This window comes from Pseudomonas sp. H2_D02 (assembly GCF_054677635.1).
The window spans coordinates 5123978-5150145 of the sequence record NZ_CP162816.1 but is presented as its reverse complement, the minus strand read 5'-3'; the positions used below and the strand labels follow the sequence as shown (position 1 = coordinate 5150145).

Here is a 26168-nt window from a genome sequence, read left to right as displayed (position 1 = left end):
GCGTCAACTGACACCGTCATCGCGAGCAAGCTCGCTCCCACAGTTTGTTCTTCGCAGACAGGGAGATCTTCTTCGGTACGCCCGTTCCTCAATAAACATAAAAAGAGGCACCTCACATGCAAGCGCACACCCTGAGCGCGCAGGCGTCGTTGGTGACGCCCAGCCGCAAGCGTTTTTTCATCATGGTCCTGCTGTTCATCACCGTGGTGATCAACTACCTGGACCGCAGCAACCTCTCGATTGCCGCCCCCGCACTGACCAGCGACCTGGGCATTGACCCGATCCACGTCGGGCTGATTTTCTCGGCGTTCGGCTGGACCTATGCAGCCATGCAGATCCCCGGTGGCTGGCTGGTGGACCGGGTGCCGCCGCGCATCCTGTATAGCGTGGCGTTGTTGCTGTGGTCGGCGGCCACGGTGATGCTCGGTTTCGCCGCCAGTTTCATCGCCTTGTTCGTTCTGCGCATGGCCGTCGGTGCGCTGGAAGCGCCGGCTTATCCGATCAACAGCCGCGTGGTGACGACTTGGTTTCCTGAGCGCGAACGGGCCACGGCCATTGGTTTCTATACCTCCGGGCAATTTGTCGGCCTGGCATTCCTGACGCCCGTGCTGGCGTGGCTGCAACACGCGTTTGGTTGGCACATGGTGTTTGTCGCCACGGGCGCGGTCGGTATTCTCTGGGCGGTGATCTGGTACGCGGTGTATCGCGAGCCACGGGATTTCAAAGGCGCCAACGCCGCCGAAATCGAGCTGATCCGCGAGGGCGGCGGACTGGTGGATATCCAGGCCGAGACTGCCAAGGCCAAGGCTAAATTCAACTGGAGCGACCTCGGCATCGTCCTGACCCAACGCAAGTTGTGGGGCATTTACCTGGGCCAGTTTTGCCTCAATTCCACGCTGTGGTTTTTCCTGACGTGGTTCCCGACTTACCTGGTGAAATATCGCGGCATGGACTTCATCAAGTCCGGCCTGCTGGCATCGTTGCCGTTCCTCGCAGCGTTTATCGGCGTGCTGTGTTCCGGGTTTTTCTCCGACTGGCTGATCCGTCGCGGCGCCACGGTGGGGTTCGCGCGCAAGCTGCCGATCATTGGTGGCTTGCTGATTTCCACCTCGATCATCGGCGCCAACTTCGTCGAGTCGACGCCGCTGGTGATCGCGTTCCTGGCCCTGGCATTCTTTGGCAATGGCCTGGCGTCCATCACCTGGTCGCTGGTATCGACCCTGGCGCCTGGCGCGGCTGCTCGGCTTGACCGGCGGGGTGTTCAATCTCATCGGTAACCTGGCGGCCATCGCCACGCCGATCGTCATTGGTTTCCTCGCCAGTGGCGACTCGTTTGCCCCGGCCATCACCTATATCGCCGTGCTGGCCTTGATGGGCGCGCTGTCCTACATCCTGCTGGTCGGGAAGGTCGAGCGCATCGAGTTGTAGTCCGACGGGGCGGGCGACCATAATGCCGCCCGTTCCCCGCTCACTGTTGAAGGCTGGCCATGCAGCAAGACGATCAAAAAATCATCAAGGATGCCGCTCCTACCGGCACGCAGACGCTGCTGCGTGGCCTGGGCGTGGTCCAGGCGGTTGCCAGCGGCGCCCGCGACTTGAAGGAAATCGCCCGGCTGATCGGCACCACCCGCAGCACCACCCATCGCCTGGCCAGTTGCCTGGTGGACGAACGTTACCTGCGCGTGGTGCCGCAAGTGGGCTATCTGCTGGGGCCGAAGTTGATCGAACTGGGTTTCCAGGCCCGGGAAGAATTGCCATTGGTGAGCCTGGCGGGGCCGTACCTGGACGAGCTGTCGGCGCTGACCGGGGACACCGTGCACTTGGCGATTCGCGAGGGCGACGAGGTTTTGTACTTGTTGAAGAATCCGGGGCGAAACGGCCCGGAGATGCGCTCGCGTGTGGGCCATCGCATGCCGTTGGCGCGGACCGGGATCGGCAAGGCGCTGATGCTTGATGACTCGCAGGAACAATGGAAGCGGCTGTATGAAATCAGCCTGCCGGCGGGTGGGAAAAATCAATTCTGGCCACAACACCAGGAGCAATCCTGGGAGCAGTTCCAGCAACGGATGGTGGAGTATGTGGCGGGGGGCTATGCCTTCGACCTGGAGGACAACGAGCCGTCGATCCGATGTGTGGCGGCGCCGATCCGCGACGCCGGCAAGCGCATCGTCGCTGGTATCAGCATCGCCAGCACCGTGCCGTACATGCCGCTGGAGAAAATGGCCGAGCTGATTCCCCTGGTCAAAGGGGTCACAGCCCGGCTGTCGGCGGAGTTGGGTGCCAAGGTCTGACGAGCGTCAGGCCTTGAGCGTCGCCATGTCGATGACGAAGCGGTACTTCACGTCCCCTGCGATCATGCGGCTGTAGGCCTCGTTGATCTGGCGGATGTCGAGCATTTCAATGTCGCAGCTGATGTTGTGCTCAGCGCAGAAATCCAGCATCTCCTGGGTTTCTGCGATACCGCCGATCAGCGAGCCGGCGAGCACTCGGCGGCCCAGGATCAGTTTTGCCGCGTGTACCGGTGGATCGACCGGCTCGACCAGGCCCACGATGATGTGCACGCCGTTGAAATGCAGCGTGTCGAGGTAGGGGTTGAGGTCGTGCTGCACCGGAATGGTGTCCAGTAGGAAGTTGAAACGTCCGGCCGCGGCGGCCATCTGTTCAGCGTCGGTAGACACAATCACATGGTCCGCGCCTTGGCGACGGGCTTCTTCAGCCTTGCTTGCCGAGCGGGTAAACAGCGTCACTTCCGCGCCCATGGCCTTGGCGAACTTGATGCCCATGTGGCCCAGGCCGCCCATGCCCAGCACGCCGACCTTGTCACCGGCCTTCACGCCGTAGTGCTTGAGCGGCGAGTAAGTGGTGATGCCGGCGCAGAGCAGCGGTGCGGCGCTGGCCGGGTCGAGCGTTTGTGGGATGCGCAGTACAAAGTGCTCGCTGACCACGATGCTGTCGGAATAGCCGCCCATGGTGTGGCCACCACTTATGCGGTCCGGGCTGGCGTAGGTCTGGGTCATGCCTTCCAGGCAGTATTGCTCAAGATCGGACCGGCAAGCTTCGCACTCGCGGCAGGAGTCGACCATGCAGCCCACGCCTACCAGGTCGCCGACTTTATGGCCGGTGACATTCGCACCGACCGCGGTGACTTTTCCGATGATTTCATGGCCGGGCATCAATGGGTAAACAGCGATGCCCCATTCATTGCGGGCCTGGTGGATGTCGGAGTGACAGACCCCGCAGTAGAGAATGTCGATCGCCACATCGTCGGCGCGCGGGCTGCGACGCTCGAACTTCATCGGGGCGAGGGGAGTGGTGGCCGATTGGGCGGCATATCCGATGGCTGTGTACATGATGGACCTCGCTAAGCAGTGAACGGTGAGGGGTTCCATTCTGGGAGTCCTGGCGGCAGGCGGCGATGGCGATTCCTACGCCTGTCATGCCTAATCCTCCGGCGTTGGCCAGGATTTGATTTCTTGTGACGCCAGACCTGCGATGATGGTTTCATCCCTTTTTTCGTGAAGTTTTTGCCCATGTTGTTGACCCGCCATCTCGATGCGAACGCGACGCTGGTTTCACTGATAGAACCCTTGGCGACCCGTGACGGTTTCGTCCCTACGCGCCTGCCTGGCGTGCACGTGCTGCGCGCCAGTCAGGACGTCGCTCGTGGCCCGCAGCTCTACGAACCGAGCCTGGTGATCATTGCCCAAGGCAGCAAACTGGCCTACCTGGGGCCACGCACGCTGGAATATGGCGCCGGTCATTATCTGATCCAGGCGTTGCCGGTGCCGTTCGAATGCGAAACCTACGCCATGCCCAATGCTCCGCTGTATGGCGTTTCCGTTGCAATCGATCGGGCGATGCTGGGGGAGCTGGTGCTGACCATGGGTTTGATGCCCGGTCGGAACCTGCCGCCGCAGACACCGGAGTCGATGACCAGCGCGGTGCTCGACGACGCCATGCGTGGGGCTGTCGAGCGGTTGTTGCGCTGCTTGCACGATCCATTGGAGTGTCAGGTCATGGGCCAGGTGCGGCTCCGGGAGTTGCTGTTCGTCGCGTTGCGCGGGCCCCAGGCCGATGTGTTGCGGGCGCTGGTGGAACAGCAAGGCCAGTTCGCGCGGATTGCCGTGGCCCTGAACCATTTGCATGCGCACTTCACCGAGCCGCTGAACGTCGAGACGCTGGCCAGTTGCGCGAACATGAGCGCTTCGACCTTTCATGAGCATTTCAAGCGCAGTACATTGTTGTCGCCGGTGCAGTATCTCAAGCGCTTGCGGCTGCTCAAGGCCCAGCGGCTGCTGCTGATCGAGGGCATGGGCGTGGCCCAGGTTGCGCATCAGGTGGGGTATCAGAGCCCGTCGCAGTTCAGCCGGGAGTACAAGCGTTACTTCGAGCGCAACCCTGGGGAAGAGCGCGTCGCCTGATCCATTCAGGATTCCTTGTGGGAGCGAGCCTGCTCGCGAAAGCGGTTTATCATTCAGAACAAATGTCGACTGAGACACCGCTTTCGCGAGCAAGCTCGCTCCCACATTGGTTCGGTGTGGTTGTCAGGATCGCAGGCAACAAAAAGGCCCCCATTGCGGGAGCCTCGATGTCCAGCGTGTTGGCTTACATGTTCGGGTAAGTCGGTCCGCCAGCGCCTTCCGGCGTGACCCAGGTGATGTTCTGCGCAGGGTCCTTGATGTCGCAGGTCTTGCAGTGAACGCAGTTTTGGGCGTTGATCTGGAAGCGCTTTTCACCGTCTTCCTTGGTGATCACCTCGTACACGCCGGCCGGGCAGTAGCGCTGCGCCGGTTCGTCGTACAACGGCAGATTCTTGCTGATCGGGATGCTCGGGTCAGTCAGCTTCAGGTGGCAAGGCTGTTCTTCTTCGTGGTTGGTACCGGAGATGAACACCGAGCTGAGCTTGTCGAAGCTGATCTTGCCGTCCGGTTTCGGGTAGTCGATCTTCTTGCATTCGGCCGCCGGCTTGAGGCAAGCGTAATCCGGCGTGGTGTCGCGCAGGGTGAACGGGATCTTGCCGCCGAAGATGTTCTGGTCGAGCCAGTTGAAGCCGCCGCCGATGATTGCGCCGTACTTGTGGATCGCTGCACCGAAGTTGCGGCTGGCGAACAGTTCTTCATACAGCCAGCTGTTCTTGAAGCTGTCGACGTAAGCGGTCAGTTCATCACCGCCTTCGGATTCGGCGAACAGGCGATCGGCCACGGCCTCGGCGGCAAGCATGCCGGACTTCATCGCGGTGTGGCTGCCCTTGATCTTGGCAAAGTTCAGGGTGCCGAGGTCGCAACCGATCAGCGCGCCGCCCTTGAAGACCATTTTCGGCAGCGAGTTCAGGCCGCCCTTGGCGATTGCGCGAGCGCCGTAGCTGACGCGTTTGCCGCCTTCGAGGTACTGCTTGAGCACCGGGTGATGCTTGAGGCGCTGGAATTCGTCGAAGGGCGACAGGAAGGTGTTGCTGTAGGACAGGTCAACGATCAGGCCGACCACCACCTGGTTGTTTTCCAGGTGATAGAGGAAGGAGCCGCCGGTGTTCTCGGTGCCCATGATGTCCAGCGGCCAACCGGCGGTGTGGACCACCAGGCCGGGTTGATGCTTGGCCGGATCGATTTCCCAGATTTCCTTCAGGCCGATGCCGTAGTGCTGGGTGTCGGCTTCGCTGTCTAGGTTGAAGCGCTTGATCAGTTGCTTGCCGATGTGGCCGCGGCAGCCTTCGGCGAACAGCGTGTATTTGCCACGCAATTCCATGCCAGGTGTATAGAGGCCTTCCTTTGGATGGCCTTCGCGGTCGACACCCAGGTCGCCGGTGATGATCCCGCGCACCACGCCGTTCTCGTCGAACAGCGCCTCCTGGGCGGCGAAGCCCGGGTAGATTTCCACGCCCAGGTTCTCGGCCTGCTGGGCTAGCCAGCGGCACAGGTTGCCCAGGGAAATAATATAGTTGCCTTCGTTGTGCATGGTCTTGGGCACAAAGAAGTCAGGGATTTTGCTCGCGGCGTCGGCGTTTCTCAGGACATAAATGTCATCGCGAACGACGGGCGTGTTCAACGGCGCGCCGAGCTCTTTCCAGTCCGGGAACAGTTCGTTCAGGGCGCGGGGCTCGAACACCGCGCCGGAGAGGATGTGCGCACCGACTTCGGAACCTTTTTCGACCACGCAGACGCTGATTTCCTTACCGGCTTCGGCGGCCTTCTGTTTCAGTCGGCAGGCGGCAGACAGGCCAGCGGGGCCGGCACCGACGATGACCACGTCGAATTCCATGTATTCGCGTTCCACAGGCTATCTCCTACTCAAGGCTCACAGTTTTTTCTAATTGGAGGTTTGGCGTTGCATCCGTTGTTTCCTTCGCGAAGCGACGAAAGCGACAATGGATGAGACGCGGCTCTCTCTCTAAGCGGCGCATTATATCTACACCACTCTCAGGGTCCAATACAAACGTTTGTTTGAAATCGTCGGAGCCCAGATAAATCACTGACGTACGGCTTATGACTGACCATTTTGCCGTATTGACCGGAATAGGCGTTCCGGTCAAGATACGGGCGGTTTTGCGCTCGCCGTAGGCTGACTGTTGGTTTCAAGAGCACCTCTAAAGACAGGGCGAAGGCAGCACAAAGTGACGAATTGCGAGGTTTGGACGCGCAGTTTACACGCCGCGATAATGAATGACTCATCGGTCATCACTGACGAATGGTCTTCACTCCCGTGAGCAAGGTCATGTGTGGTTCATGCCGGCGTTTTTAGAGGTGCCCTTGCGCCCATGATCATCAACCGCCAGGTTCGCCCGGGCGACTTTCTTTTCACCGGAGAGTAACGAGGAATCCATGAAGGTTCTTGTAGCTGTCAAACGAGTGGTCGACTATAACGTCAAGGTTCGCGTCAAGGCGGACAACTCCGGCGTCGACCTCGCCAACGTCAAGATGTCGATGAACCCTTTCTGCGAAATCGCCGTAGAAGAAGCCGTACGCCTGAAAGAGAAAGGCGTGGCGACTGAGATCGTCGTCGTTTCCATCGGCCCGACCACTGCCCAGGAGCAACTGCGCACTGCGCTGGCGCTGGGTGCCGATCGCGCCATCCTCGTCGAATCCGCCGAAGACCTGACTTCCCTGGCCGTTGCCAAGCTGTTGAAAGCCGTTGTCGACAAGGAGCAGCCACAGCTGGTGATCCTCGGCAAGCAGGCCATCGACAGCGACAACAACCAGACCGGCCAGATGCTCGCTGCGTTGAGCGGCTACGGCCAGGGCACCTTCGCTTCGAAAGTCGAAGTGTCCGGCGACAGCGTTGCCGTGACCCGCGAAATCGACGGCGGCGCGCAGACCGTTTCCCTGAAACTGCCGGCCATCGTCACCACCGACCTGCGTTTGAACGAGCCGCGCTACGCGTCCCTGCCAAACATCATGAAAGCCAAGAAGAAGCCGCTTGAAGTGCTGACTCCTGACGCTTTGGGCGTTTCCACCGCCTCCACCAACAAGACCCTGAAAGTCGAAGCGCCGGCTGCACGCAGCGCGGGCATCAAGGTCAAGTCGGTGGCTGAACTGGTCGAGAAACTGAAAAACGAAGCGAAGGTAATCTAAAAATGACTATCTTGGTAATCGCCGAACACGATAACAAAGCGCTGGCTCCGGCCACGCTGAACACCGTTGCTGCCGCCGCCAAAATCGGTGGCGATGTCCACGTCCTGGTAGCCGGTCAGGGCGCTGGCGCCGTTGCCGAAGCCGCTGCGAAAATCGCTGGCGTGAGCAAAGTCCTCAACGCCGACAATGCCGCCTACGCGCACCAGTTGCCGGAAAACGTTGCGCCGCTAGTGGCCGAGCTGGGCAAGGGCTACAGCCACATCCTGGCTGCCGCGACCTCCAACGGTAAAAACATCCTGCCTCGCGTCGCCGCTGCTCTGGACGTCGACCAGATCTCCGAGATCATCTCGGTCGAAAGCGCCGACACCTTCAAGCGTCCGATCTACGCCGACAACGCCATTGCCACCGTGCAATCGACTGCCTCGGTCAAAGTCATCACCGTTCGCGCCACCGGTTTCGACCCGGTTGCCGCCGAAGGTGGCTCGGCTGCCATTGAAGCCGTAGGCGCTGCCCATGACGCCAGCATTTCCAGCTTCGTCAACGAAGAACTGGCCAAGTCCGACCGTCCTGAACTGACCGCTGCCAAGATCGTCGTTTCCGGCGGCCGTGGCATGCAGAACGGTGACAACTTCAAGCACCTGTACGCCTTGGCCGACAAGCTGGGCGCCGCCGTCGGTGCTTCCCGCGCCGCGGTCGACGCCGGTTTCGTACCCAACGACATGCAGGTCGGCCAGACCGGCAAGATCGTTGCGCCACAGCTGTACATCGCCGTCGGTATCTCCGGCGCGATCCAGCACCTGGCCGGCATGAAAGACTCCAAGGTGATCGTTGCGATCAACAAGGACGAAGAAGCGCCAATCTTCCAAGTGGCCGACTACGGCCTGGTCGCGGACTTGTTCGAAGCCGTACCTGAGTTGGAGAAGCTGGTCTAATCCAGCATCTTCACTTATAAAGAGCCCGGCCCTTTGGCCGGGTTTTTTATTTCTGCGGACGGGAGTGTGGTGCGATGGATCTTCGCCGTTTGGCTGGCTGGTCGTTGCTGTTGGCGCTGGGGTGCGCGCCAGGCCTGTCGGTCGCCGCTGGCAAATGCGAGCGCCTGATCGCCACCGGCAGCCCCGATGCGCCGCCGTATCTATGGCAAGACCCCCAGGATCCCAAGCATTTGATTGGTGCCGGCGCCGATCTGCTGGAGCAAGTGGCGAAAGCGCTGGGCATCAAGATTGAAATTCTATACGCCTAGCAAGCGCGCCCAGGCGCTGGACGAAGTGCGCAGCGGACGCATGGACCTGCTCACCGACGCCCCGTTGACCACGACTGGCCTGGAAGTGCTGGATTACGTGCATCCGCCGCTGCTGGAGAACGATTACCTGGTCTGGACCCGCAAGGATTCGACATTGGTGATCGAGCGGCCAGAGGATCTTCACGGGCATCCCGGCGCCTTGTCGGAGAAGGTTCGAATGACACAGGGATTTGGCGTCTTCGCTGAGCAGAATCTAACCCTGACCCGCACGCCCAACCTGACCCAGGCCTTTCAGAAATTGCTCCTGGGCGAAGTGGAATATGTACTGGCTGGGCGCTACTCAGGCCTGGCGATGGCGCAGACCTTGGGAATGGCGAATGACCTGCAAGCTGCGCCGCAACCGGTGGACAAGCCGGGCCTGTTCCTCGCGGTTTCCCATAACTCCGCCTGCAACGACCCATGGTTACGCGGACAGCTGGCGCAAAAGATGACAGAATTGGCCGCGTCCGGCCTGACAGAGGCTGTGTTGCAGCGCAATCTGGAGCGTTGGCGAACACAGTTGCAACCAACTGTCAGTGCCCCAAAACAGTAGGGAACATTAGTGACTATTCGACCTCTTTTCGCTGCCCTGGCCGTTCTGGCTCTGGCGGGTTGTGCAGCCGATCCGGCGCCGAATGAACAGATCCGCTTGACTGAGCAAGCCATCGAGCAAGCCCACGCAGTAGGCGCCACCGCCGATGAAGTGCCTGAATTGAAACTCGCCGAGGAAAAATTTGCCCGCGCCAAAGGCAACATGGCCGACGAATCCTACAAAAAGGCCCGCATGCGGGCCGAACAGGCCGAACTGGATGCACGCCTGGCCGAAGCGAAGGTGCTGACTCTCAAGAGCCAGGAGAAACTGAACGTGCTCGATACGCGCATCAAGCGCTTGCGCAAACAGTTGAGGGAGGATGCCCAATGAAGCCCTCCCATGTATTCGGCGGTTTGGTTCTCGCAGGACTGGCCAGTTTGTACGGCTGCGCGGGCCAGCGTAGCGAAGCGACGCTGGAACAGGCGAGCGCCGATTTCCAGAAGGTCAAGGAAGATTCCAATGTATTGCGTGCCGCCCCCAAGGACGTGATTCGCGCCGGCGAGTCGCTGGCCCGTGCCGACCGCTTGTCCACGTATTGGGGCAGTGGCGAGGATGTGCAGCATTACGCCTACCTGAGCCAGCGCTACAGCCAGATCGCTCGTGAACACAGCAACCAGGTGCTCAACGAGGAGCGTGCGTTGAAACTCGAGCTGGAACGTCAGCGCCTGCAACTGGCCTTGCGCGAATCCAAGCTGCAAAGCGTCCAGCAGCAGGGCAAGTTGCTGGAAGAACAGATCCTGGCGATGGCCACCACCCAGACTGACCGGGGCCTGGTGATGACCCTCGGTGACGTTCTGTTCGATACGGGTGAGGCCGAGTTGAAGAACTCGGCCAACCGTGTGGTGCTCAAGATCGTGCAATTCCTGCAGCTCAATCCCAAACGCGTGGTGCGTATCGAAGGCTACACCGACAGCACCGGCGGCAAGCAGGAGAACCTCAAGCTGTCCCGTGATCGCGCGCAGGCCGTGGCGGACGTGCTGGTGGACCTGGGCATCGACGAGAAGCGCATCCAGGTCGAAGGCTACGGCGATCAGTACCCGGTCGACGTCAATGCAACCGAGCGCGGCCGGGCACAGAACCGACGCGTTGAGATCGTGTTCTCCGACGAAAAAGGCCAGCTCGGCGCCGCCCGCTGAGGGCCGCGTCGCTGGAAAACCCGGCCCCTCAAAGGCGCCGGGTTTTTTTTGCCTGGAGATTGGCGGCGAGTGAGTACAGTTGGGCTGTCACTGCACTGTACTGTCGGGTAATCTGGCAACTGTCCCAGTACACTTCTAAACTGTTCCGGTAAAGTCCGACAAGAATAAAATGCCCGTGAAATCGAGTGCTGCGTCATGACCAACCTCCTGCTCTATCAACGTATTGCTCAACAACTGGCCGAAGACATCCGGCGCGGTGTGTATCAACCCGGCGAACGGGTGCCTTCGGTGCGCAAGATGAGCTCGCAGCTCAACGTCAGCCATGCCACCGTGCTGCAGGCGTACGCCAATCTCGAAGACCAGGGGTTGATTCGTGCGCGGCCGCAATCGGGCTATTACGTGCATCAGACGCCAGCGTTGACCGCGCCGACGCCGGACATCGCCCGGGTCGAGCGCCCCGGGCTGGTAACGCGCAGCAGCATTATCCAGCAGGTATTGGTCGAGTCGCGTCGCGAAGGTGTGTTTCCGCTGGGGGCAGCGGTTCCCAGCGTCGACTACCTGCCTGTCCGGGCGCTGCATCAGCAACTGGCCAAGGTCACGCGTTTCCACAGCCCGCGGGCGTTCAGCTACATGTTCAGCCCCGGTTTCGAGCCGTTGCGCCGCCAGGTGGCGATTCGCATGCGTGACGCCGGTGTCGTGGTGGACCCTTCCGAAGTGGTGATCACTCACGGCTGCGTGGATGCGCTGCAAATGTCCTTGCGCGTGCTGACCCGGCCAGGGGACCTGATCGCTGCGGAGTCGCCGACCTATTACGGTTTGCTGCAGTTGGCAGATCTGCTGGGCCTCAAGGTCATCGAGATTCCCAGCGACCCGGTCACCGGCATGAGCCTCGAGGCCCTGCAGTTGGCGGCCAACCAATGGTCGATCAAGGCGCTGGTGCTGACCACACGCCTGAGCAACCCCCTTGGCGGCACCATGCCGGAGGAGCGGCAAAAGCAACTGCTGCGCCTGGCATCGGACTTCGATATCCAGATAGTCGAGGACGACATCTATGGTGAGTTGATGTTCGAGCAGGGCCGCACCAAGGCGCTGAAAGCCTATGATCGATTGGACCGGGTGATCTACTGTTCGAGTTTTTCCAAGACCTTGTCCCCAGGGGTACGCATCGGTTGGATGATTGCTGGCAAGTTCCAGCAGGAAATCCAGCGGCTCCAGACGTTCAGCACTCATTCGGCCTGCAGCGTCACGCAGATGGGCATCGCGGCGTATCTGGAGAATGGCGGCTACGATCGGCACTTGCGCTACATCCGTCAGGAGTACCGCAAGAACCTCAGCGCATTCCAACTGGCGGTCCAGCAGTATTTCCCGGAAGGCACGCAAATGAGCCGTCCCACCGGCGGCTTCATCCTGTGGGTCAGCCTGCCGGGGCGGGTCAATACCCAGGAATTGCATGTACAGGCGTTGCAGCAAGGCATCAGTATTGCGCCGGGGTTGATCTTCAGTAATACCGAACAGTTCAACCATTGCATTCGTCTGAACTGCGGCACACCCTGGAACCGTGAGGCGGAGCGGGCCCTGATGACGCTGGGGCTGCTGGCGAAGCAGTTATGCCAGGAGACCGCCAACGGATACCTGTAGCAGGCCTTGTGTCGCTTCGATGTGCTTGTCAGCGCCTCATTATCAGGCCAGCATTAGGGTCTCTGCCGTAAGTGCCGTTGTGTTTATGAAAACCATTGTTCCTGCTGTCTGGGTTTTGATCGGCCTGTTGAGTGCCTTCCACATGGGAGGCGTCGCCGTGGCGGCTTCAGCGCAGGAGAAGCCGGCCGCCAGTATTACCAAGGACACGCCGAAGAGCGCAGCGGCCAAGAAGGCTCCCGCCAAGAAAACAGCACCCGCGAAAAAAAGCGCGCGCCTATCGCTTCCAAGAGCAAATCCGCCCACGAAGTCGCCAAGACGCCACTGCCTCCGGCCAAGCTGGATCTGAGCCTGCCCCATGGCATGGTCGAAGAGCTGCAACCTCCGGGCAAGGCGCCATTACCCAAGCGCGAGCCAATGCTGCCGGCGATGTTCGGAGAGAAGCCCGGTCCGTTCCAGCTTAACGGCCGCCTGTTGAGCAACGAGATGCAATTGCCGCTGCGCAATCAGGAGCGCAACGAGGTGGAAGGCGCCGCGCTCGAGTTCGAATTCAAGCAATAGGCCGGGCGCAGTCCTGCTGTTCGTCGTTGACTGCCCAGTCATCGCACCTTCTGCGAAAAAACACGGGGACGGTAATTTAAAACACCTGTTTTAGCCGTTACTCTGTTGTTGTTACCAATCATTACCTGTCGTGAGGTATTCCTCGTCATGAAGTGCCGTGAGGGCTGTGGCGCCTGTTGCATCGCCCCTTCCATCAGTTCGCCCATCCCGGGCATGCCCCAGGGCAAGCCGGCGGGAGAACGTTGCGTACAGTTGTCGGTCGATAATCTGTGCCAGATCTTCGGCCAACCGGAGCGCCCGGCGGTGTGCTCGGCGTTTGTGGCCGACATCGAGGTCTGCGGCAGCAGCAGCGACGAAGCCATTCGGTTGATTGGATGGTGGGAGCAGGTCACGGCAGCGTAGTGGGGCAATCGTCAAGACTGACATGAACGAACTTGGACAATAAGGAAAACAACCTATGGGTTCGCTGCATCGTATGGCTGTGTTGTGTGGTTTGACCGTGTTGTTGGCGACGGCTACCGCACAGGCAGAGGACTGGCAGGTCGCCAAGGACAAGGAAGGTATCCAGGTGTCACTCAGTGAAGTGACCGGTTCCAAATACAAGGCCTACCGTGGCGTGACCGTCATGAAGACCACCATGGCGAAATTGCGAGCCCTGCAGGAAGACGTGCCTGGTGCCTGCGCCTGGATTCATGAATGCAAGAGCCAGAAGCTGCTCAAGCATGAAGGCAACAAGAGCTGGACCTACACCCAGTTCAATACGCCGTGGCCGGTGACGTCCCGTGATTCCGTATTGGAAGTCACCACCGAGGAGGGCGCCGATGGCAGCCTGACCCGTCAGCTCAAGGGCTTGCCTGAGTACTTGCTTGAGGAGAAGGGCTTTGTGCGTGTGACCAAGGTCGACGGTTTTTGGAAGTTCACCCCCAAGGGCGCGGATCAGGTCGAAGTGATCTATCAAGTCCATACCGAGCCGGGCGGTAGCGTACCATCCTTGGTGGCCAACAAGTTCGTGGTGGACGCGCCGTTCAATACGCTGAAAGCGTTGAAAGAGCGCGCCGAAAAATGACGGCTACCGCCACGTGAAGAAACCGCCCTCGAGGCGGTTTTTTCATCTATGCCGTTGGCAACTCAGCGGAACGATTGTTTCGCCGTCAATGTCGAGATGAAGGCAAGCCCTGCCATGAATTGATCAAGGAGACACCGATGCAAAAGTGGGAAATCACTTTCGTTGACGATCACGGCGAAGCCATCGCCGAGCAGTTCGATTACGACCAGGAGCCCACCATGGAGCAGGCTGCCCAGTTGATCCGGCAGAAGCTGCTGCCAGTCCCCGCCAAGCTTGACCTCAACGACCTGGAAGGTCGCACCGAAGACCCTACGCTCAAAAGTCTCAAAACCCAAAACAGCATTGAAATCATCAGCATTAAACCGATTTCATGAAAATCCTTGTCTGGTCCCGCTTGGCAGCGGCGATGACTTGAAGCTACTCTGCAATCGAGATCAGCGAAAGGATCGCCAAGGTCCGGTCTTGTCAGCTACATGCTTGTGTCCCGACGGTCAGTTGATGCCGTACTGCTTGTAACCGCAGGTTGCACGCACGGGAAGACGGAAAGTCTATCCATCGGTCTGAGGAGGACGTTTCATGAGCACAGCCTATCAAGAAGACATCAGCACCAGCGTGCTGCGCCGCATGAAAGAGGGCGGTTTCGATTTCTCCCAATTCCATCCCATCGAGTTCTACGCCATTTTCCCCGACGAGGAGCGGGCGCGCAGGGCGGCGGGTCATTTTCGCGGCGAATCGTTGAATGCGCAGATCAGTGCTCGCGAAGATGGAGCCTGGTCGTTGGAACTGAGCCGGGTGATGTACGCCACCTATGATGACATCGGCGACTTCGAGCTGAACTTCGAAGCCGTGGTGGAGCCCCTGGGTGGCATCATCGAAGGTTGGGGCGTCAAGCAGGAGATCCGGCGCCTGCAGGCCTGACATTTTCCTTGTGCCTCACAGCAACGGCTGACCTTTGTGTCGGCCGTTTTCATGTCTGGCATGTCCGCTGTTCATCACTGTGCCCTCTCTATCTTGACTATGCTCAGGGATAGCGACGTCCTGCGTCGCAATGAAGCGAGGCAAGCCGGATAGGGATATCCGCTGCACCACAAGGGTGCCCGGCCTGTCGAGGGATAAACCAAGCTGTTGATCATAAAGCGTTTATGCCGCTGGCACGGGCCTTGCGACGCCTGAGCCGGGGTGACAAGGAGTACGGCATGATCCGCACTGGTTTTGATGAAATGTACGATGCCGACGGCCAGGTCCGCCCACATTATCGAGCGTTCGCCCAATGGCTGGCCGAAACGCCCGACGAGCTCCTGGCACAACGGCGACGCGAGGCCGACCTGTTGTTTCATCGCGCCGGCATCACGTTCACGCTTTACGGCGATGAGCAGGGAACGGAGCGCCTGATCCCTTTCGATACCATTCCGCGCAGCATTCCCGCCAGTGAATGGCGAATGGTCGAACGTGGATGTATCCAGCGGGTCAAGGCGCTGAACATGTTCCTGGCCGACCTTTATCACGAACAGCGGATCATTCGGGCCGGCATCATTCCGGCCGAGCAGGTCCTGGCCAACGATCAATATCAACTGGCGATGCAGGGGCTGGATCTGCATCGCGATGTCTATGCCCACATTTGCGGTGTCGATCTGGTGCGCGACGGTGACGGCACGTACTACGTGCTCGAGGACAATCTGCGTACGCCCAGCGGCGTCAGCTACATGCTCGAAGACCGCAAGATGATGATGCGCCTGTTCCCCGAACTGTTCGCCGCCCAACGCATCGCACCGATCGACCATTATCCGAACCTGCTGCTCGATACGCTGAAAAGCGCCAGTCACTTGGACGACCCAAGCGTCGTGGTCCTGACCCCCGGGCGTTTCAACAGTGCGTTTTTCGAACACGCCTTCCTCGCCCGTGAGATGGGCGTCGAGCTGGTGGAGGGCGCGGATCTGTTCGTGCGTGACGACAAGGTCTTCATGCGCACCACGGACGGACCGAAAGCCGTTGACGTGATCTACCGTCGCCTCGATGACGCCTTCCTCGATCCGCTGGCCTTCAATCCGCAGTCGATGCTCGGCGTGCCGGGGCTGCTGTCCTCCTACCGTTCGGGCAACGTGGTGTTGGCCAACGCCATCGGCACAGGTGTGGCGGATGACAAATCGGTGTATCCGTTTGTCACCGACATGATCCGGTTCTACCTGGACGAGGAGCCGATCCTGAGCAACGTCCCCACCTGGCAATGTCGTAACCCCGCTGAACTTTCCCATGTGCTGGCGAACCTTGCGGACCTGGTCGTCAAGGAAACCCAAGGCTCCGGCGGTTACGGCATGCTGGTGGGGCCAGCCTCGACGACGGCGCAGATCGACGCCTTCCGCGAGCGGATCAAGGCCAAGCCGCATGCGTACATCGCTCAACCAACGTTGTCCTTGTCGACGTGCCCGACCTTTGTCGAAAACGGCATCGCGCCGCGCCATATCGATTTGCGTCCGTTTGTCCTGGCGGGGCGAGAAACCCGCGTGGTGCCGGGTGGCCTGACCCGCGTGGCGCTGCGCGAAGGTTCCCTGGTGGTGAATTCTTCACAGGGCGGAGGCACCAAGGACACTTGGGTGGTCGAGGAATGAAGGAGCTGCCATGTTAAGCAGGACCGCCTCGGACTTGTATTGGATGTCGCGTTATCTGGAGCGCGCGGAAAACCTCGCGCGGATGCTCGACGTCAGTTATTCGCTGTCATTGATGCCCCAGGATGGGCGCGGCGACGGCTTGCATGAACTGGCCATGCCATTGCTCATTACCGGCACGCTGGATGACTACCGGGACAGGCACGGCGATCTGCACGCCGAGCGCCTGCTGCATTTTTTCGCCCTGGAGGCGGCCAACCCCGCCAGTATCTACAGTTGCCTGGGTTCCGCACGTGCCAGTGCCCATGCGGTGCGTGGCCGAATCACCGCCGACATGTGGGAAAACGTGAACGCCACCTGGCTGGAAATTCGCCAGATCGCCGAGCTGGGCCTGGGTCGCTACGGCATGAGCCGTTTCTGCGAATGGATCAAGGAGCGGTCCCATCTGTTTCGCGGCGCCACCTACGGCACCATCATGCGCAACGATGCGTTCAGGTTCATACGCCTGGGAACGTTCATCGAAAGGGCCGACAACACCCTGCGCCTGCTCGACGCCCGCTACGAAATGGCCGGCGACCAGGCCCATGCTGTCAACGACGGCACCGCCCACGCCTACTATCAATGGAGCGCGTTGTTGCGAGCGCTGTCTTCCTTCGAGGCCTACACCGAAATCTACCGTGACGCCCCCGGTGCCCGGCATGTGGCTGAACTGCTGTTGTTGCGTGCCGACGTCCCGCGCTCCTTGCGGGCCTGCACCGAAGAGATCGACCAGATTCTCGCCAGCCTGCCCGGCAGCAACGGTCGGCAGGCCCAACGCCTGGCGGCGGAGATGGACGCACGCCTGCGCTATACCGGCATCAATGAAATCCTCGACGGTGGGCTGCACGCCTGGCTCACCGAATTCATCCCACTGGTCCGTGAACTGGGCAATGCCATTCACAGTTCCTACCTGGAGGTCATATGAGACTCTCGATCAGCCACGAAACGGCCTACCACTATGAAGACCAGGTTCGCGCAAGCATTCAGTACCTGCGCCTGACGCCGCACGACAGCGAACGCCAGCACGTGCTGAGCTGGCAGCTGGACCTGCCTCGACCGGTGCGGTCGCAGCTCGATCCGTTCGGCAACATCCTTCATGTGCTGACGCTGGACGAGCCCCACGAAACCATCATCATCGGTGCCCGTGGCCAGGTGGATATCGACCCGTCGCGTGAAGCCGAGCACGAAAGCCAATCGGCGCTGCCCTTCCTGCGTTTCACCCGGCTCACCGAAGCGGACGAAGCCCTTCGCGCCTTCGCCCAGGCGCAGTGCAAGCAGCGTCGCGATCGTGTGGCGCTGATCGATTTGATGCACGGGCTCAACCAACATATGACCTACACACCGGGCTCCACCGAAGTGGAGACCAGCGCGGCCCAGGCGTTTGCCGGTCGCAGCGGAGTTTGCCAGGACCATGCCCATGCGTTCCTGGCGTGCGCCCGCAGCCTGGGCGTGCCGGCGCGTTATGTGTCGGGTTATCTGTTCAACGAAGACAGCGAACACCTGGCGAGCCATGCCTGGGCCGAAGCATGGCTCGATGACGCCTGGTACAGCTTCGACGTGACCAACCAACTGGCCCGTCCGGAGCGACACTTGAAATTGGCGGTAGGCCTGGATTACCTGGACGCCTGCCCGGTGCGTGGCATGCGCCGTGGCGGCGGGTTTGAACAGATGCACGCCAAGGTGCTGGTGACGCCGGCTCCGGTGATTACGGCGCAGCAGCAGTAAACGATCCAGCTCTTGTGGCGACGAGCTTGCTCCCGCTGTGTAGGAGCTGCCGAGCGAAGCGAGGCTGCGATCTTTAGATCCTTGGCTTGGAGCTCAAATGTCTGGAAAAGATCGCAGCCTCGCTTTGCTCGACAGCTCCTACAAGGGCCAGCGGGACTGGCTTAGACAAAACAAGCTGATCTATTGACCCAACGGCTGCTTGCGCCCCGCCATATGCTTCAAATACCCCACCAGCAAATCCAGCTCCGAATCCGGCAGCACTGTCGCCGAGAATCCGGGCATTTTCCCCTGGGGCCAGTGACGCATGCCCTGCGGGTCACGGATGTAGCGCTTGAGGAAATCCCCCGAGAAATATTCCGTAGGGTTGAAAGGAATGTTCAGGTCCGGACCGAACTGCGCATCCCCCGCGCCGTTGAGGCGGTGGCAGGCCAGGCAGTTCTTCTGGAACAGTTCGAACCCCTTGTTCACCGGATCATCCTTGGCCAGGTCGGGCGAGGGCAGCAGGGCAGGGAAGCGATCGGCCACCGCTGACAGGCGCTTGATGCTTGCCACCGCGTACGGCCATTGTTCAGGGCTGATATGGCCGGCTTGAGGATCGGTCCAGACCAGATAGAACGGTCCGGCGCTTTTCTTGCCGTCCCCGAGCGGCGGCCATGGCTTGGCCGGGTCTTCGATGGCCAGCCACGCCCTCGCGCCGGTCTTGTTGAGCAACGGTGCGGCGGGCAGTTCGGCGGCAAAGCCGTCCAGCGCCACGGCCTGGAGATGGTCGTTCGCCTGGACACCGGTCAACAGCGCGGCCAGCGGCACGGCGCGATAATTCATCGGCTTTTTGTAGGAGACATCTTCGGCAATCTGGACCGTCCGCGCTTCAGGATGCTTGAGCAGCGCCTCGGTTTGCCACGTACGCGTATTCGCGCCCAGCTCCAACACCAGCTGTGCGGCATAAAGGGGCGAGCTGAGCAGCAGCGCCCCCATCACGATGAGGACTTTCAAATGAGTCGCCTTCCATGTCGAGAGGGAAGCGCAAAGGGTGGCACAACCACCGTCGCTGGAACAGCGTTCGCTTACCGGCGTGGATGATGCAACTCATGAATGGTGTAGACACCATGCGCCTGTCAGCCGATGACCTTGGTGATATTCGGCAAGATCAACAGCAGTGTCGTGGCGAAGAGAATGAGTCCGGCTTGGCGAACTTTCGAATGTTTGAACATGGCTGACCCGCCTTTTTTGTTATTTCCTGAGGCCAGCCTGCATAACTCCATGACGGCTGGCGTTGCACTTCCTGTCTGACAAGCGCCCCGGCAAAACCCGACGACTTTTCTTGTACAAGCTTTACATTAGGGGCCGCAGCCGACTTGGCTTAGATCCAATTCATATGGACTTCTTGCTGAACGCTATAAAAAAGACATGAGGCCTATTGCCACCTTCCTGCCGGCCCTTTTGCTAGACAGCTTGCTTACCTGAATCGGTTAACCCGATAGCACGCTACCGTTCGTCTGAGCGTGGCTGTCAACGTCGTTGAGCAATGGCGTCATTGAATCCAGCGCCGCTGGGCTTATGGTTGCAGGTGTGGTTTTGTCCCAACGGCGGTTCGAGGATGTCATGACCGAAGCTTTTATTTTTGACGCATTACGCACGCCGCGTGGCAAGGGAAAACCTGACGGCGCCCTGTATACCGTCAAGCCGGTGAACCTGGTCAGCGGCCTGTTGACCGCGTTGCGCCAGCGTATGAGCCTGGACACGGGCCATGTGGACGACATCGTGCTCGGCTGCGTGACGCCGACAGGTGATCAAGGCGCGGATATCGCCAAAACCGCTGCCCTGGTGGCCGATTGGGATGTCAGCGTGCCCGGCGTGCAGCTCAACCGCTTTTGCGCCTCGGGCCTGGAAGCGGTGAACCTGGCTGCGATGAAAGTGCGTTCCGGTTTCGAAGACCTGGTGGTGGCTGGCGGCGTCGAGTCCATGTCACGGGTGCCGATGGGCAGCGATGCCGGCGCCTGGGCGTTGGACCCGCAGTCCAACCTGCATGGTCATTTCGTTCCCCAGGGCATCGGCGCCGACCTGATCGCTACCCTCGAAGGTTTCAGTCGCGAGGACGTCGACACCTTTGCATTGCAGTCCCAGCATAAAGCCGCGCGGGCGCGGGAAAACGGTTCGTTCGATAAATCCCTGGTGGCGGTGCGGGACCAGAGCGGCATCGTGCTGCTGGACCATGACGAGTTCATTCGCGCCGACTCGACGCTGGAAGGCCTGGGCAAACTCCGGCCGAGTTTCGAGGCGATGGGGCAGATGGGCTTCGACGCGACGGCGTTGCGGGTCTACAGCCATGTCGAACGGATCCATCACGTGCACACCCCAGGCAACAGCTCGGGCATCGTCGACGGCGCGGCGCTGATGCTCATCGGTTCCGAGGCAAAGGGACGCGAGCTGGGCCTGCAACCCCGGGCCCGAATCGTCGCTACCGCCGTCATCAGCACCGAGCCGACCATCATGCTCACCGGCCCGGCCCCGGCCACCCGCAAGGCCTTGGCGAAAGCCGGGCTGCGGGTCGAGGACATCGACTTGTTCGAGGTCAACGAAGCCTTCGCCTCGGTGGTGCTCAAATTCATCAAGGACATGGTCATCGACCCCGCCAAGGTCAACGTCAACGGCGGCTCCATCGCCATGGGCCATCCGCTGGGCGCCACCGGGTGCGCCATCCTCGGCACGCTGCTGGATGAGCTGGAGGCGCGTCGCCTGCGTTATGGCCTGGCGACGCTGTGTGTCGGCGGTGGCATGGGCATCGCCACCATCATCGAACGCCTCTGAGCCTGGATTTCAAGGAACATTTTTCATGACCGATGCCATTCGTTACGAAACCGGCCCGGACCGGATCGTCGTCCTGACGCTGGATATGCCAGGCCAGAGCGCCAACACCATGAACGCGATGTACCGCGAGGCGATGGCGGCCTGCGTTGCGCGTCTCGCCGTCGAGAAAGACTCGATCGCCGGCGTGATCATCACGTCGGCCAAGCAAACCTTTTTTGCCGGTGGCGACCTGAACGAGCTGATTCAGGTCGGACCATCCCAGGCCAAGGCCTTCTACGAAACCGTGCTGGGTCTCAAGGCACAACTGCGCACACTGGAAACCCTCGGCAAACCGGTGGTTGCCGCTATCAACGGTGCGGCCCTGGGCGGTGGCTGGGAAATCTGCCTCGCGTGTCATCACCGCGTGGCGCTGGATCACCCGTCGGTGCTGATCGGCCTGCCGGAAGTGACCCTTGGCCTGTTGCCGGGCGGCGGTGGCGTGGTGCGGATGGTGCGCTTGCTTGGTTTGGAAAAGGCATTGCCGTATCTGCTCGAAGGCAAGCGGATTCGACCGCAACAAGCACTGCAGGCCGGCCTGATCGATGAACTGGCGGCGGACCGCGACGACCTGCTTACCAAGGCTCGCGCCTGGATTCTCGCGAACCCGAGCGTAGTGCAACCTTGGGATACGAAAGGCTATCGGATTCCGGGCGGGACACCGTCCGATCCTGCCGTCGCCCAGACGCTGGCGATCGCACCTTCGATCCTGCGCAGCAAGACCCAGGGTTGCCTGCCGGCCCCGGAGAAAATTCTCTGCGCCGCAGTGGAAGGGGCGCAGGTGACGTTTGACGCGGCCCATCTGATCGAAACCCGTTACTTCACCGAACTGGTGACCGGCCAGGTGGCGAAGAACCTGATCGGCACCTTCTGGTTTCAACTCAACGAGATCAAGGCTGGCGGTTCCCGCCCACACGGTTTTGCGCCTTTTCTGACAAGAAAAGTCGCGGTGCTCGGCGCCGGGATGATGGGGGCGGGTATTGCCCATGTCAGTGCCGCAGCGGGCATAGAAGTGGTGCTCAAGGACATCGACCTGGCCGCCGCGCAAAAAGCCAAGGCTCGTTGCGCGACGCTGCTGGACAAGCAAGTCGCACGCGGCCAGCTCACCGCTGCTCAGCGTGACGCCACGTTGGCGCGAATCCACCCCACCGACAGCGATGCCGACCTGACCGGTTGCGAATTGATCATCGAGGCGGTCTTTGAGGACCGTGCCCTGAAGGCCAACGTGACTGCCGCAGCCCAAGCGGTGGCAGGGCCTGATGCGGTGATCGCGTCGAATACGTCAACTCTTCCCATCACCGGCCTGGCCAAGGCCATACCAGATGAAAGCAAATTTATCGGCCTGCATTTCTTCAGCCCGGTGGAAAAGATGCCCTTGGTCGAAATCATCCGGGGGGCTCGTACCAGCGATGAGACGCTAGCCCGAGCCTTCGATTTCGTCCGGCAAATCGACAAGACGCCCATTGTCGTCAACGACAGCCGTGGTTTTTTCACGTCGCGGGTGTTCGGTACCTTCATCCATGAAGGCATCGCCATGCTCGGCGAAGGCGTGAGTGCGCCGATGATCGAAACCGAGGCGCAAAAGGCCGGTATGCCGGTTGGGCCGTTGGCTGTTTCCGACGAAATTTCCCTCAGCCTGATGAGCCGTATCCGCAAGCAAACCGCCCAAGACTTACAAGCGGAAGGGAAAACGCCGACGGAGCATCCCGCATTCGCCGTGATCGACCTGCTGCTCGAATACAAGCGACCGGGCAAGGCGGGCGGGGCCGGTTTCTACGAGTATCCAGAGCAAGGGCAGAAGTACCTCTGGCCGGTGCTCAAGGAGCGTTTCGAGAACACCGCCGGGCAAATCCAGGCTCAGGATATACGTGATCGACTGTTGTTCATCCAGGCCCTGGAAACCGTGCGTTGCGTGGAGGAAGGCGTCGTCACTTCAACGGCAGATGCCAATATTGGCTCGGTCCTTGGCATCGGATTCGCGTCTTGGACGGGAGGCGCGTTGCAGTTCATCAACCAGTACGGCTTGCCGGCATTTATCGCCCGCTGCCAATACTTGGCTGAACAATATGGCCAACGTTTCTCGCCGCCGGCCTTGTTGTTGGAAAAAGCCGCCAGGCACGCGCGGTTCTGACGGCGGGGGGGCTTGCCTTGGGACGGTGTTTCAAGGCAGGCTCTGGGGTGTGCAATATTCCCATCATCGTGTCAGGTATTTTTTATGTCGCTACGCATCTGCATACTGGAAACCGATATCCTGCGTCCGGAACTGGTCGATCAATATCAGGGTTACGGGCAGATGTTCCAGCGCCTGTTCTCGCAACAGCCCATCGCGGCTGACTTCATCGTCTACAACGTGATGGAAGGGCAATACCCCAGCGATGACGAACAGTTCGACGCGTACCTGGTGACCGGCAGCAAGGCCGACTCCTTCGGCACTGATCCGTGGATCCAGACCCTCAAGACCTACCTCATGGACCGCTACCAGCGTGGCGACAAGTTGCTGGGCGTCTGCTTTGGTCATCAACTGTTGGCGTTGCTGCTGGGCGGCAAGACCGAACGGGCCAGCCAGGGTTGGGGTGTGGGCACCCATCGCTACACACTCGCGGCCAAGGCGCCTTGGATGAGCCCGGTGATGGAAGAGTTGACCCTGTTGATCAGTCATCAGGACCAAGTGACTGAGCTGCCGGAAAATGCCACGGTCATCGCCTCGAGCGATTTCTGCCCGTTCGCGGCCTATCACATCAATGACCAGGTCCTGTGCTTCCAGGGTCACCCGGAATTCATCCACGATTATTCCCGGGCCTTGCTGGAAATCCGCCAGCAGCACCTCGGCGAGAAGATCTACAGCCAGGGCGTGGCAAGCCTTGAACAGGAACACCACGGCACGACGGTGGCTGAATGGATGATGCGTTTTGTTGCGCACAAGCCGCAGGCCGAAGCGGCTCAGGGCTGATCGTCAGGGCGATCCCACACTCCATGATGGTTGATCAAGTGTGGGAGCGAGCTTGCTCGCGATGAAGGTCGCGCAAATCCCACTGGAAAACACCTACAACCACCCCGACCGCTTGAAACTCCCCCACAACGCTGTACATCCCACAGCGATAAACCCGAGCACGGCGAAATACCCGTAATGCCAGCCCAACTCCGGCATGTTCTGGAAGTTCATCCCATAGATCCCGGCCACTGCGGTGGGAAACGCCAGGATGGCCGCCCAGGCCGCGAACTTGCGTTGCACCACGCTCTGGCGTGAAGCTTCGAGCAGCACGCCGATTTCGATGGTCTGGCTGGCGATGTCCGCCAGGGTCGCCAGGTCTTCCATCTGCCGCGTGACGTGGATCTGCACATCGCGGAAATACGGCCCCATGTTCTTGTCGATGAACGGAAAATCCAAGCGCTGCAGTTCTTCGCTGATCTCCACCATCGGCGCCGCGTAGCGACGCAGGCGCAGCACGTCGCGGCGCAGGCTGTGAAGGTTCTGGATGTCGCGCTCGTTCAGGGCGCTGCAGAGCACGTTGCGCTCAAGTTCATCGATCTCGGCATGAATGGCTTCGCCTACCGGCTGGTAGTTTTCAATGACGAAATCGAGAATCGCGTAGAGCACGAAATCCTCCCCATGTTCCAGCAGGAGTGGACGTGCCTCACAGCGCTGCCGGACATGGGCGTAGGAAGCCGAGTGACCGTTGCGGGCGGTGATGATGTAGCCCTTGCCGGCGAATATGTGGGTTTCGATGAACTGCAGCTTGCCGTCCTTGCGCACCGGCGAATACGTGACGATGAACAGCGCATCGCCAAAGGTCTCCAGCTTCGGACGACTGTGTTTCTCCATGGCGTCTTCGATCGCCAGCTCGTGCAGGTTGAACTGGCGTTGCAGGTTGGTCAGTTCCAGCGTGCTGGGCTCTTCGAGGCCGATCCAAACGAAATGTCCTGGTTTCGCAGCCCAGGCGCTGCCTTCGTCGAGGGTTATATTGGTGACTTTCTTACCGGCGCTATAAACCGCAGCCGCAACGACTCTACCCATGATGATGGTTCACTTCTTCTTGGAAATTGGCAGTGATACAGGCACCGTCCAGCTTAGCGCGCCATGTTGCTTGAGAGTCAGTGAAATTCGCTGGGTTCGCCGCAAAAGAAAACCCGCCGTATGGGCGGGTTTCCTGTCAGGCGACCTGCAACTGCCGGTCCATCGTGTCGATGCACGCTTGCATCTGCTCGCGGCATTGGGCGATGAGGCGGGGCATGTCCTCCATGCTCAGACCTGTTGTAGGAATCGCGCGGCAGCGAGCGTATGAGAATGTCACCACTGCGCCAGCGATTAAGGCGCATGTGCTTGATATAGGTGCTGACACACACAGGGATAATCGGCACCCCGGCGGCAATCGCCATCTGAAATGCGCCTTTCTTGAACGGCAGCAACGCTTCGCCCAGGTTGCGCGTGCCTTCCGGGAATACCCAGATGGAGGTGTCCTCATGCTGCAGCGTATGGGTGGTGGTGAGCATCGCCTTGCGCGCCTTGATCGCATTGCCGCGGTCAATCAACACATTGCCCGCCAGCCAGAACAACTGACCGAACAGCGGCACCCATTTCAGGCTTTTCTTGCCAATGCACACCGTGCGGCGCGGCACCACATTACCGAATACGAACAGATCGTAGTTGGATTGATGATTGGCGATGATCACGCAGCTCTGGGATTTGTTTACCAGCGTGTCGACCTCGGCCTTGACCCGCAGGCGCAGGAACCACATGGCAGGCAACGCATACAGCCGGGCGCATAAACGGCTGTTGTCAGGGTTGAACGGCCGGCACAGGCCAAGAATCACACCCACCACCCCCGCCAGGACAAAATGCAGGCCCATCAAACACATACGCAACGTAAACAACATCAACAAGCCCCGCCGGGACAAAAGGTGGCGCAGTGTACGGATGTGCACTGTTTTCGGCAATTGCCCCTGTAGAGGTAGGAGATAGGCGATGTTTAAGCGTATGTTTCTAAATAGCGCGTAGAAAGCGGGTTAGAGCGGCCGCAGGGTCAGGTCCACCTTGGGTGGAAAAAGATCCGGTTGACCCGTGGCGGGGCGCCTGCTTTCACTTGGCCTGTAGGAGCTGACGAGTGCAACGAGGCTGCAATCTT

General features: G+C 60.3%; 21 protein-coding genes and 4 pseudogenes. 20 read left to right on the top strand and 5 right to left on the bottom strand.

Annotation, left to right across the window (positions count from 1 at the left end):
* Nucleotides 1–116: 116 nt before the first annotated feature.
* A pseudogene (locus AB4N42_RS23505) lies at nucleotides 117–1428 on the top strand (MFS transporter).
* 59 nt (nucleotides 1429–1487) lie between these two features.
* Nucleotides 1488–2291: an IclR family transcriptional regulator gene (locus tag AB4N42_RS23500; protein WP_030137733.1), complete on the top strand. Its 804-nt coding sequence runs from the start codon at nucleotides 1488–1490 to the stop codon at nucleotides 2289–2291.
* 6 nt (nucleotides 2292–2297) lie between these two features.
* On the opposite strand, the gene AB4N42_RS23495 is transcribed toward AB4N42_RS23500, so the two are convergent.
* Nucleotides 2298–3350, bottom strand: a complete 1053-nt coding sequence (locus tag AB4N42_RS23495) for an NAD(P)-dependent alcohol dehydrogenase (RefSeq protein WP_030137734.1) — start codon at nucleotides 3348–3350, stop codon at nucleotides 2298–2300.
* Nucleotides 3351–3530: 180 nt separating this feature from the next.
* Here AB4N42_RS23495 and AB4N42_RS23490 point away from each other — a divergent pair, with 180 nt between their 5' ends.
* Nucleotides 3531–4421 carry an AraC family transcriptional regulator gene (locus AB4N42_RS23490; RefSeq protein ID WP_323155156.1) on the top strand — a complete coding sequence of 297 codons (891 nt, stop codon included), beginning with the start codon at nucleotides 3531–3533 and terminating at the stop codon, nucleotides 4419–4421.
* Nucleotides 4422–4605: 184 nt separating this feature from the next.
* Here AB4N42_RS23490 and AB4N42_RS23485 read toward each other — a convergent pair whose 3' ends face one another.
* A complete protein-coding gene (locus AB4N42_RS23485) occupies nucleotides 4606–6270 on the bottom strand; it encodes an electron transfer flavoprotein-ubiquinone oxidoreductase (protein WP_030137736.1) in 1665 nt (554 codons plus the stop codon).
* Between the two features lie 545 nt (nucleotides 6271–6815).
* On the opposite strand from AB4N42_RS23485, the gene AB4N42_RS23480 reads away from it, so the two are divergent.
* From AB4N42_RS23480 to AB4N42_RS23415, 14 genes and pseudogenes are all read left to right on the top strand, one after another.
* Nucleotides 6816–7565 carry an electron transfer flavoprotein subunit beta/FixA family protein gene (locus AB4N42_RS23480; protein ID WP_007908338.1) on the top strand — a complete coding sequence of 250 codons (750 nt, stop codon included), beginning with the start codon at nucleotides 6816–6818 and terminating at the stop codon, nucleotides 7563–7565.
* 2 nt (nucleotides 7566–7567) lie between these two features.
* A complete protein-coding gene (locus AB4N42_RS23475) occupies nucleotides 7568–8497 on the top strand; it encodes an electron transfer flavoprotein subunit alpha/FixB family protein (RefSeq protein ID WP_460115445.1) in 930 nt (309 codons plus the stop codon).
* A gap of 74 nt (nucleotides 8498–8571) precedes the next feature.
* Nucleotides 8572–9397, top strand: a pseudogene (locus tag AB4N42_RS23470) (substrate-binding periplasmic protein).
* A gap of 9 nt (nucleotides 9398–9406) precedes the next feature.
* On the top strand, nucleotides 9407–9766 hold the full coding sequence (locus AB4N42_RS23465; protein WP_030137739.1) for a DUF4398 domain-containing protein: 360 nt from the start codon (nucleotides 9407–9409) through the stop codon (nucleotides 9764–9766).
* Complete coding sequence (locus tag AB4N42_RS23460) at nucleotides 9763–10572, top strand: OmpA family protein (protein ID WP_030137740.1); 810 nt, start codon at nucleotides 9763–9765, stop codon at nucleotides 10570–10572. Before AB4N42_RS23465 ends, AB4N42_RS23460 begins: the two co-directional genes overlap by 4 nt.
* Nucleotides 10573–10767: 195 nt before the next feature.
* Entirely contained in the window at nucleotides 10768–12210 is a 1443-nt protein-coding gene (locus tag AB4N42_RS23455; protein WP_181287978.1) for an aminotransferase-like domain-containing protein, read from the top strand.
* Nucleotides 12211–12295: 85 nt separating this feature from the next.
* Nucleotides 12296–12768, top strand: a pseudogene (locus AB4N42_RS23450) (translation initiation factor 2).
* A gap of 147 nt (nucleotides 12769–12915) precedes the next feature.
* Nucleotides 12916–13170 (top strand): YkgJ family cysteine cluster protein, encoded by a 255-nt coding sequence (locus AB4N42_RS23445; protein ID WP_030137743.1) that lies wholly within the window; start codon nucleotides 12916–12918, stop codon nucleotides 13168–13170.
* 55 nt (nucleotides 13171–13225) lie between these two features.
* Nucleotides 13226–13834, top strand: a complete 609-nt coding sequence (locus tag AB4N42_RS23440) for an START domain-containing protein (RefSeq protein WP_460115444.1) — start codon at nucleotides 13226–13228, stop codon at nucleotides 13832–13834.
* 137 nt (nucleotides 13835–13971) lie between these two features.
* The gene (locus AB4N42_RS23435; RefSeq protein ID WP_334597138.1) at nucleotides 13972–14208 is read left to right on the top strand and encodes a hypothetical protein; all 237 of its coding nucleotides are present in this window, start codon (nucleotides 13972–13974) and stop codon (nucleotides 14206–14208) included.
* A 202-nt stretch (nucleotides 14209–14410) separates the two neighbouring features.
* On the top strand, nucleotides 14411–14752 hold the full coding sequence (locus AB4N42_RS23430; RefSeq protein ID WP_030137746.1) for a ribonuclease E inhibitor RraB: 342 nt from the start codon (nucleotides 14411–14413) through the stop codon (nucleotides 14750–14752).
* A gap of 278 nt (nucleotides 14753–15030) precedes the next feature.
* Nucleotides 15031–16440, top strand: coding sequence for a circularly permuted type 2 ATP-grasp protein (locus tag AB4N42_RS23425; protein WP_323155154.1), 1410 nt, complete (start codon nucleotides 15031–15033; stop codon nucleotides 16438–16440).
* A gap of 10 nt (nucleotides 16441–16450) precedes the next feature.
* Nucleotides 16451–17401: an alpha-E domain-containing protein gene (locus tag AB4N42_RS23420; RefSeq protein ID WP_030137748.1), complete on the top strand. Its 951-nt coding sequence runs from the start codon at nucleotides 16451–16453 to the stop codon at nucleotides 17399–17401.
* Complete coding sequence (locus AB4N42_RS23415; protein ID WP_407683850.1) at nucleotides 17398–18201, top strand: transglutaminase family protein; 804 nt, start codon at nucleotides 17398–17400, stop codon at nucleotides 18199–18201. The genes AB4N42_RS23420 and AB4N42_RS23415 overlap by 4 nt, the downstream gene beginning before the upstream one ends.
* 180 nt (nucleotides 18202–18381) lie before the next feature.
* On the opposite strand, the gene AB4N42_RS23410 is transcribed toward AB4N42_RS23415, so the two are convergent.
* Complete coding sequence (locus AB4N42_RS23410) at nucleotides 18382–19194, bottom strand: c-type cytochrome (RefSeq protein ID WP_030137750.1); 813 nt, start codon at nucleotides 19192–19194, stop codon at nucleotides 18382–18384.
* 609 nt (nucleotides 19195–19803) lie between these two features.
* Here AB4N42_RS23410 and AB4N42_RS23405 point away from each other — a divergent pair.
* From AB4N42_RS23405 to AB4N42_RS23395, 3 genes are all read left to right on the top strand, one after another.
* Nucleotides 19804–21009, top strand: a complete 1206-nt coding sequence (locus AB4N42_RS23405; protein ID WP_460115443.1) for an acetyl-CoA C-acetyltransferase — start codon at nucleotides 19804–19806, stop codon at nucleotides 21007–21009.
* A gap of 25 nt (nucleotides 21010–21034) precedes the next feature.
* Nucleotides 21035–23176 (top strand): 3-hydroxyacyl-CoA dehydrogenase NAD-binding domain-containing protein, encoded by a 2142-nt coding sequence (locus AB4N42_RS23400; RefSeq protein ID WP_460115442.1) that lies wholly within the window; start codon nucleotides 21035–21037, stop codon nucleotides 23174–23176.
* 84 nt (nucleotides 23177–23260) lie between these two features.
* Nucleotides 23261–23995: an amidotransferase gene (locus tag AB4N42_RS23395; RefSeq protein WP_030137753.1), complete on the top strand. Its 735-nt coding sequence runs from the start codon at nucleotides 23261–23263 to the stop codon at nucleotides 23993–23995.
* Nucleotides 23996–24088: 93 nt separating this feature from the next.
* Here the strand turns inward: AB4N42_RS23395 and AB4N42_RS23390 are convergent, their stop codons facing one another.
* Nucleotides 24089–25060, bottom strand: a complete 972-nt coding sequence (locus AB4N42_RS23390) for a magnesium and cobalt transport protein CorA (protein ID WP_030137754.1) — start codon at nucleotides 25058–25060, stop codon at nucleotides 24089–24091.
* Nucleotides 25061–25196: 136 nt separating this feature from the next.
* Nucleotides 25197–25920: pseudogene (locus AB4N42_RS23385) on the bottom strand (lysophospholipid acyltransferase family protein).
* Between the last annotated feature and the right edge of the window lie 248 nt (nucleotides 25921–26168).

Bases quoted from the DNA above. Each gene is read 5' to 3' on its own strand.
- AB4N42_RS23490 (WP_323155156.1), top strand. From the start codon at position 3,531: ATGTTGTTGACCCGCCATCTCGATGCGAACGCGACGCTGGTTTCACTG.
- AB4N42_RS23460 (WP_030137740.1), top strand. From the start codon at position 9,763: ATGAAGCCCTCCCATGTATTCGGCGGTTTGGTTCTCGCAGGACTGGCC.
- AB4N42_RS23390 (WP_030137754.1), bottom strand. From the start codon at position 25,060: ATGGGTAGAGTCGTTGCGGCTGCGGTTTATAGCGCCGGTAAGAAAGTC.
- AB4N42_RS23495 (WP_030137734.1), bottom strand. From the start codon at position 3,350: ATGTACACAGCCATCGGATATGCCGCCCAATCGGCCACCACTCCCCTC.
- AB4N42_RS23440 (WP_460115444.1), top strand. From the start codon at position 13,226: ATGGGTTCGCTGCATCGTATGGCTGTGTTGTGTGGTTTGACCGTGTTG.
- AB4N42_RS23480 (WP_007908338.1), top strand. From the start codon at position 6,816: ATGAAGGTTCTTGTAGCTGTCAAACGAGTGGTCGACTATAACGTCAAG.
- AB4N42_RS23395 (WP_030137753.1), top strand. From the start codon at position 23,261: ATGTCGCTACGCATCTGCATACTGGAAACCGATATCCTGCGTCCGGAA.
- AB4N42_RS23425 (WP_323155154.1), top strand. From the start codon at position 15,031: ATGATCCGCACTGGTTTTGATGAAATGTACGATGCCGACGGCCAGGTC.
- AB4N42_RS23500 (WP_030137733.1), top strand. From the start codon at position 1,488: ATGCAGCAAGACGATCAAAAAATCATCAAGGATGCCGCTCCTACCGGC.
- AB4N42_RS23400 (WP_460115442.1), top strand. From the start codon at position 21,035: ATGACCGATGCCATTCGTTACGAAACCGGCCCGGACCGGATCGTCGTC.
- AB4N42_RS23445 (WP_030137743.1), top strand. From the start codon at position 12,916: ATGAAGTGCCGTGAGGGCTGTGGCGCCTGTTGCATCGCCCCTTCCATC.
- AB4N42_RS23455 (WP_181287978.1), top strand. From the start codon at position 10,768: ATGACCAACCTCCTGCTCTATCAACGTATTGCTCAACAACTGGCCGAA.
- AB4N42_RS23430 (WP_030137746.1), top strand. From the start codon at position 14,411: ATGAGCACAGCCTATCAAGAAGACATCAGCACCAGCGTGCTGCGCCGC.
- AB4N42_RS23420 (WP_030137748.1), top strand. From the start codon at position 16,451: ATGTTAAGCAGGACCGCCTCGGACTTGTATTGGATGTCGCGTTATCTG.
- AB4N42_RS23405 (WP_460115443.1), top strand. From the start codon at position 19,804: ATGACCGAAGCTTTTATTTTTGACGCATTACGCACGCCGCGTGGCAAG.
- AB4N42_RS23435 (WP_334597138.1), top strand. From the start codon at position 13,972: ATGCAAAAGTGGGAAATCACTTTCGTTGACGATCACGGCGAAGCCATC.
- AB4N42_RS23475 (WP_460115445.1), top strand. From the start codon at position 7,568: ATGACTATCTTGGTAATCGCCGAACACGATAACAAAGCGCTGGCTCCG.
- AB4N42_RS23415 (WP_407683850.1), top strand. From the start codon at position 17,398: ATGAGACTCTCGATCAGCCACGAAACGGCCTACCACTATGAAGACCAG.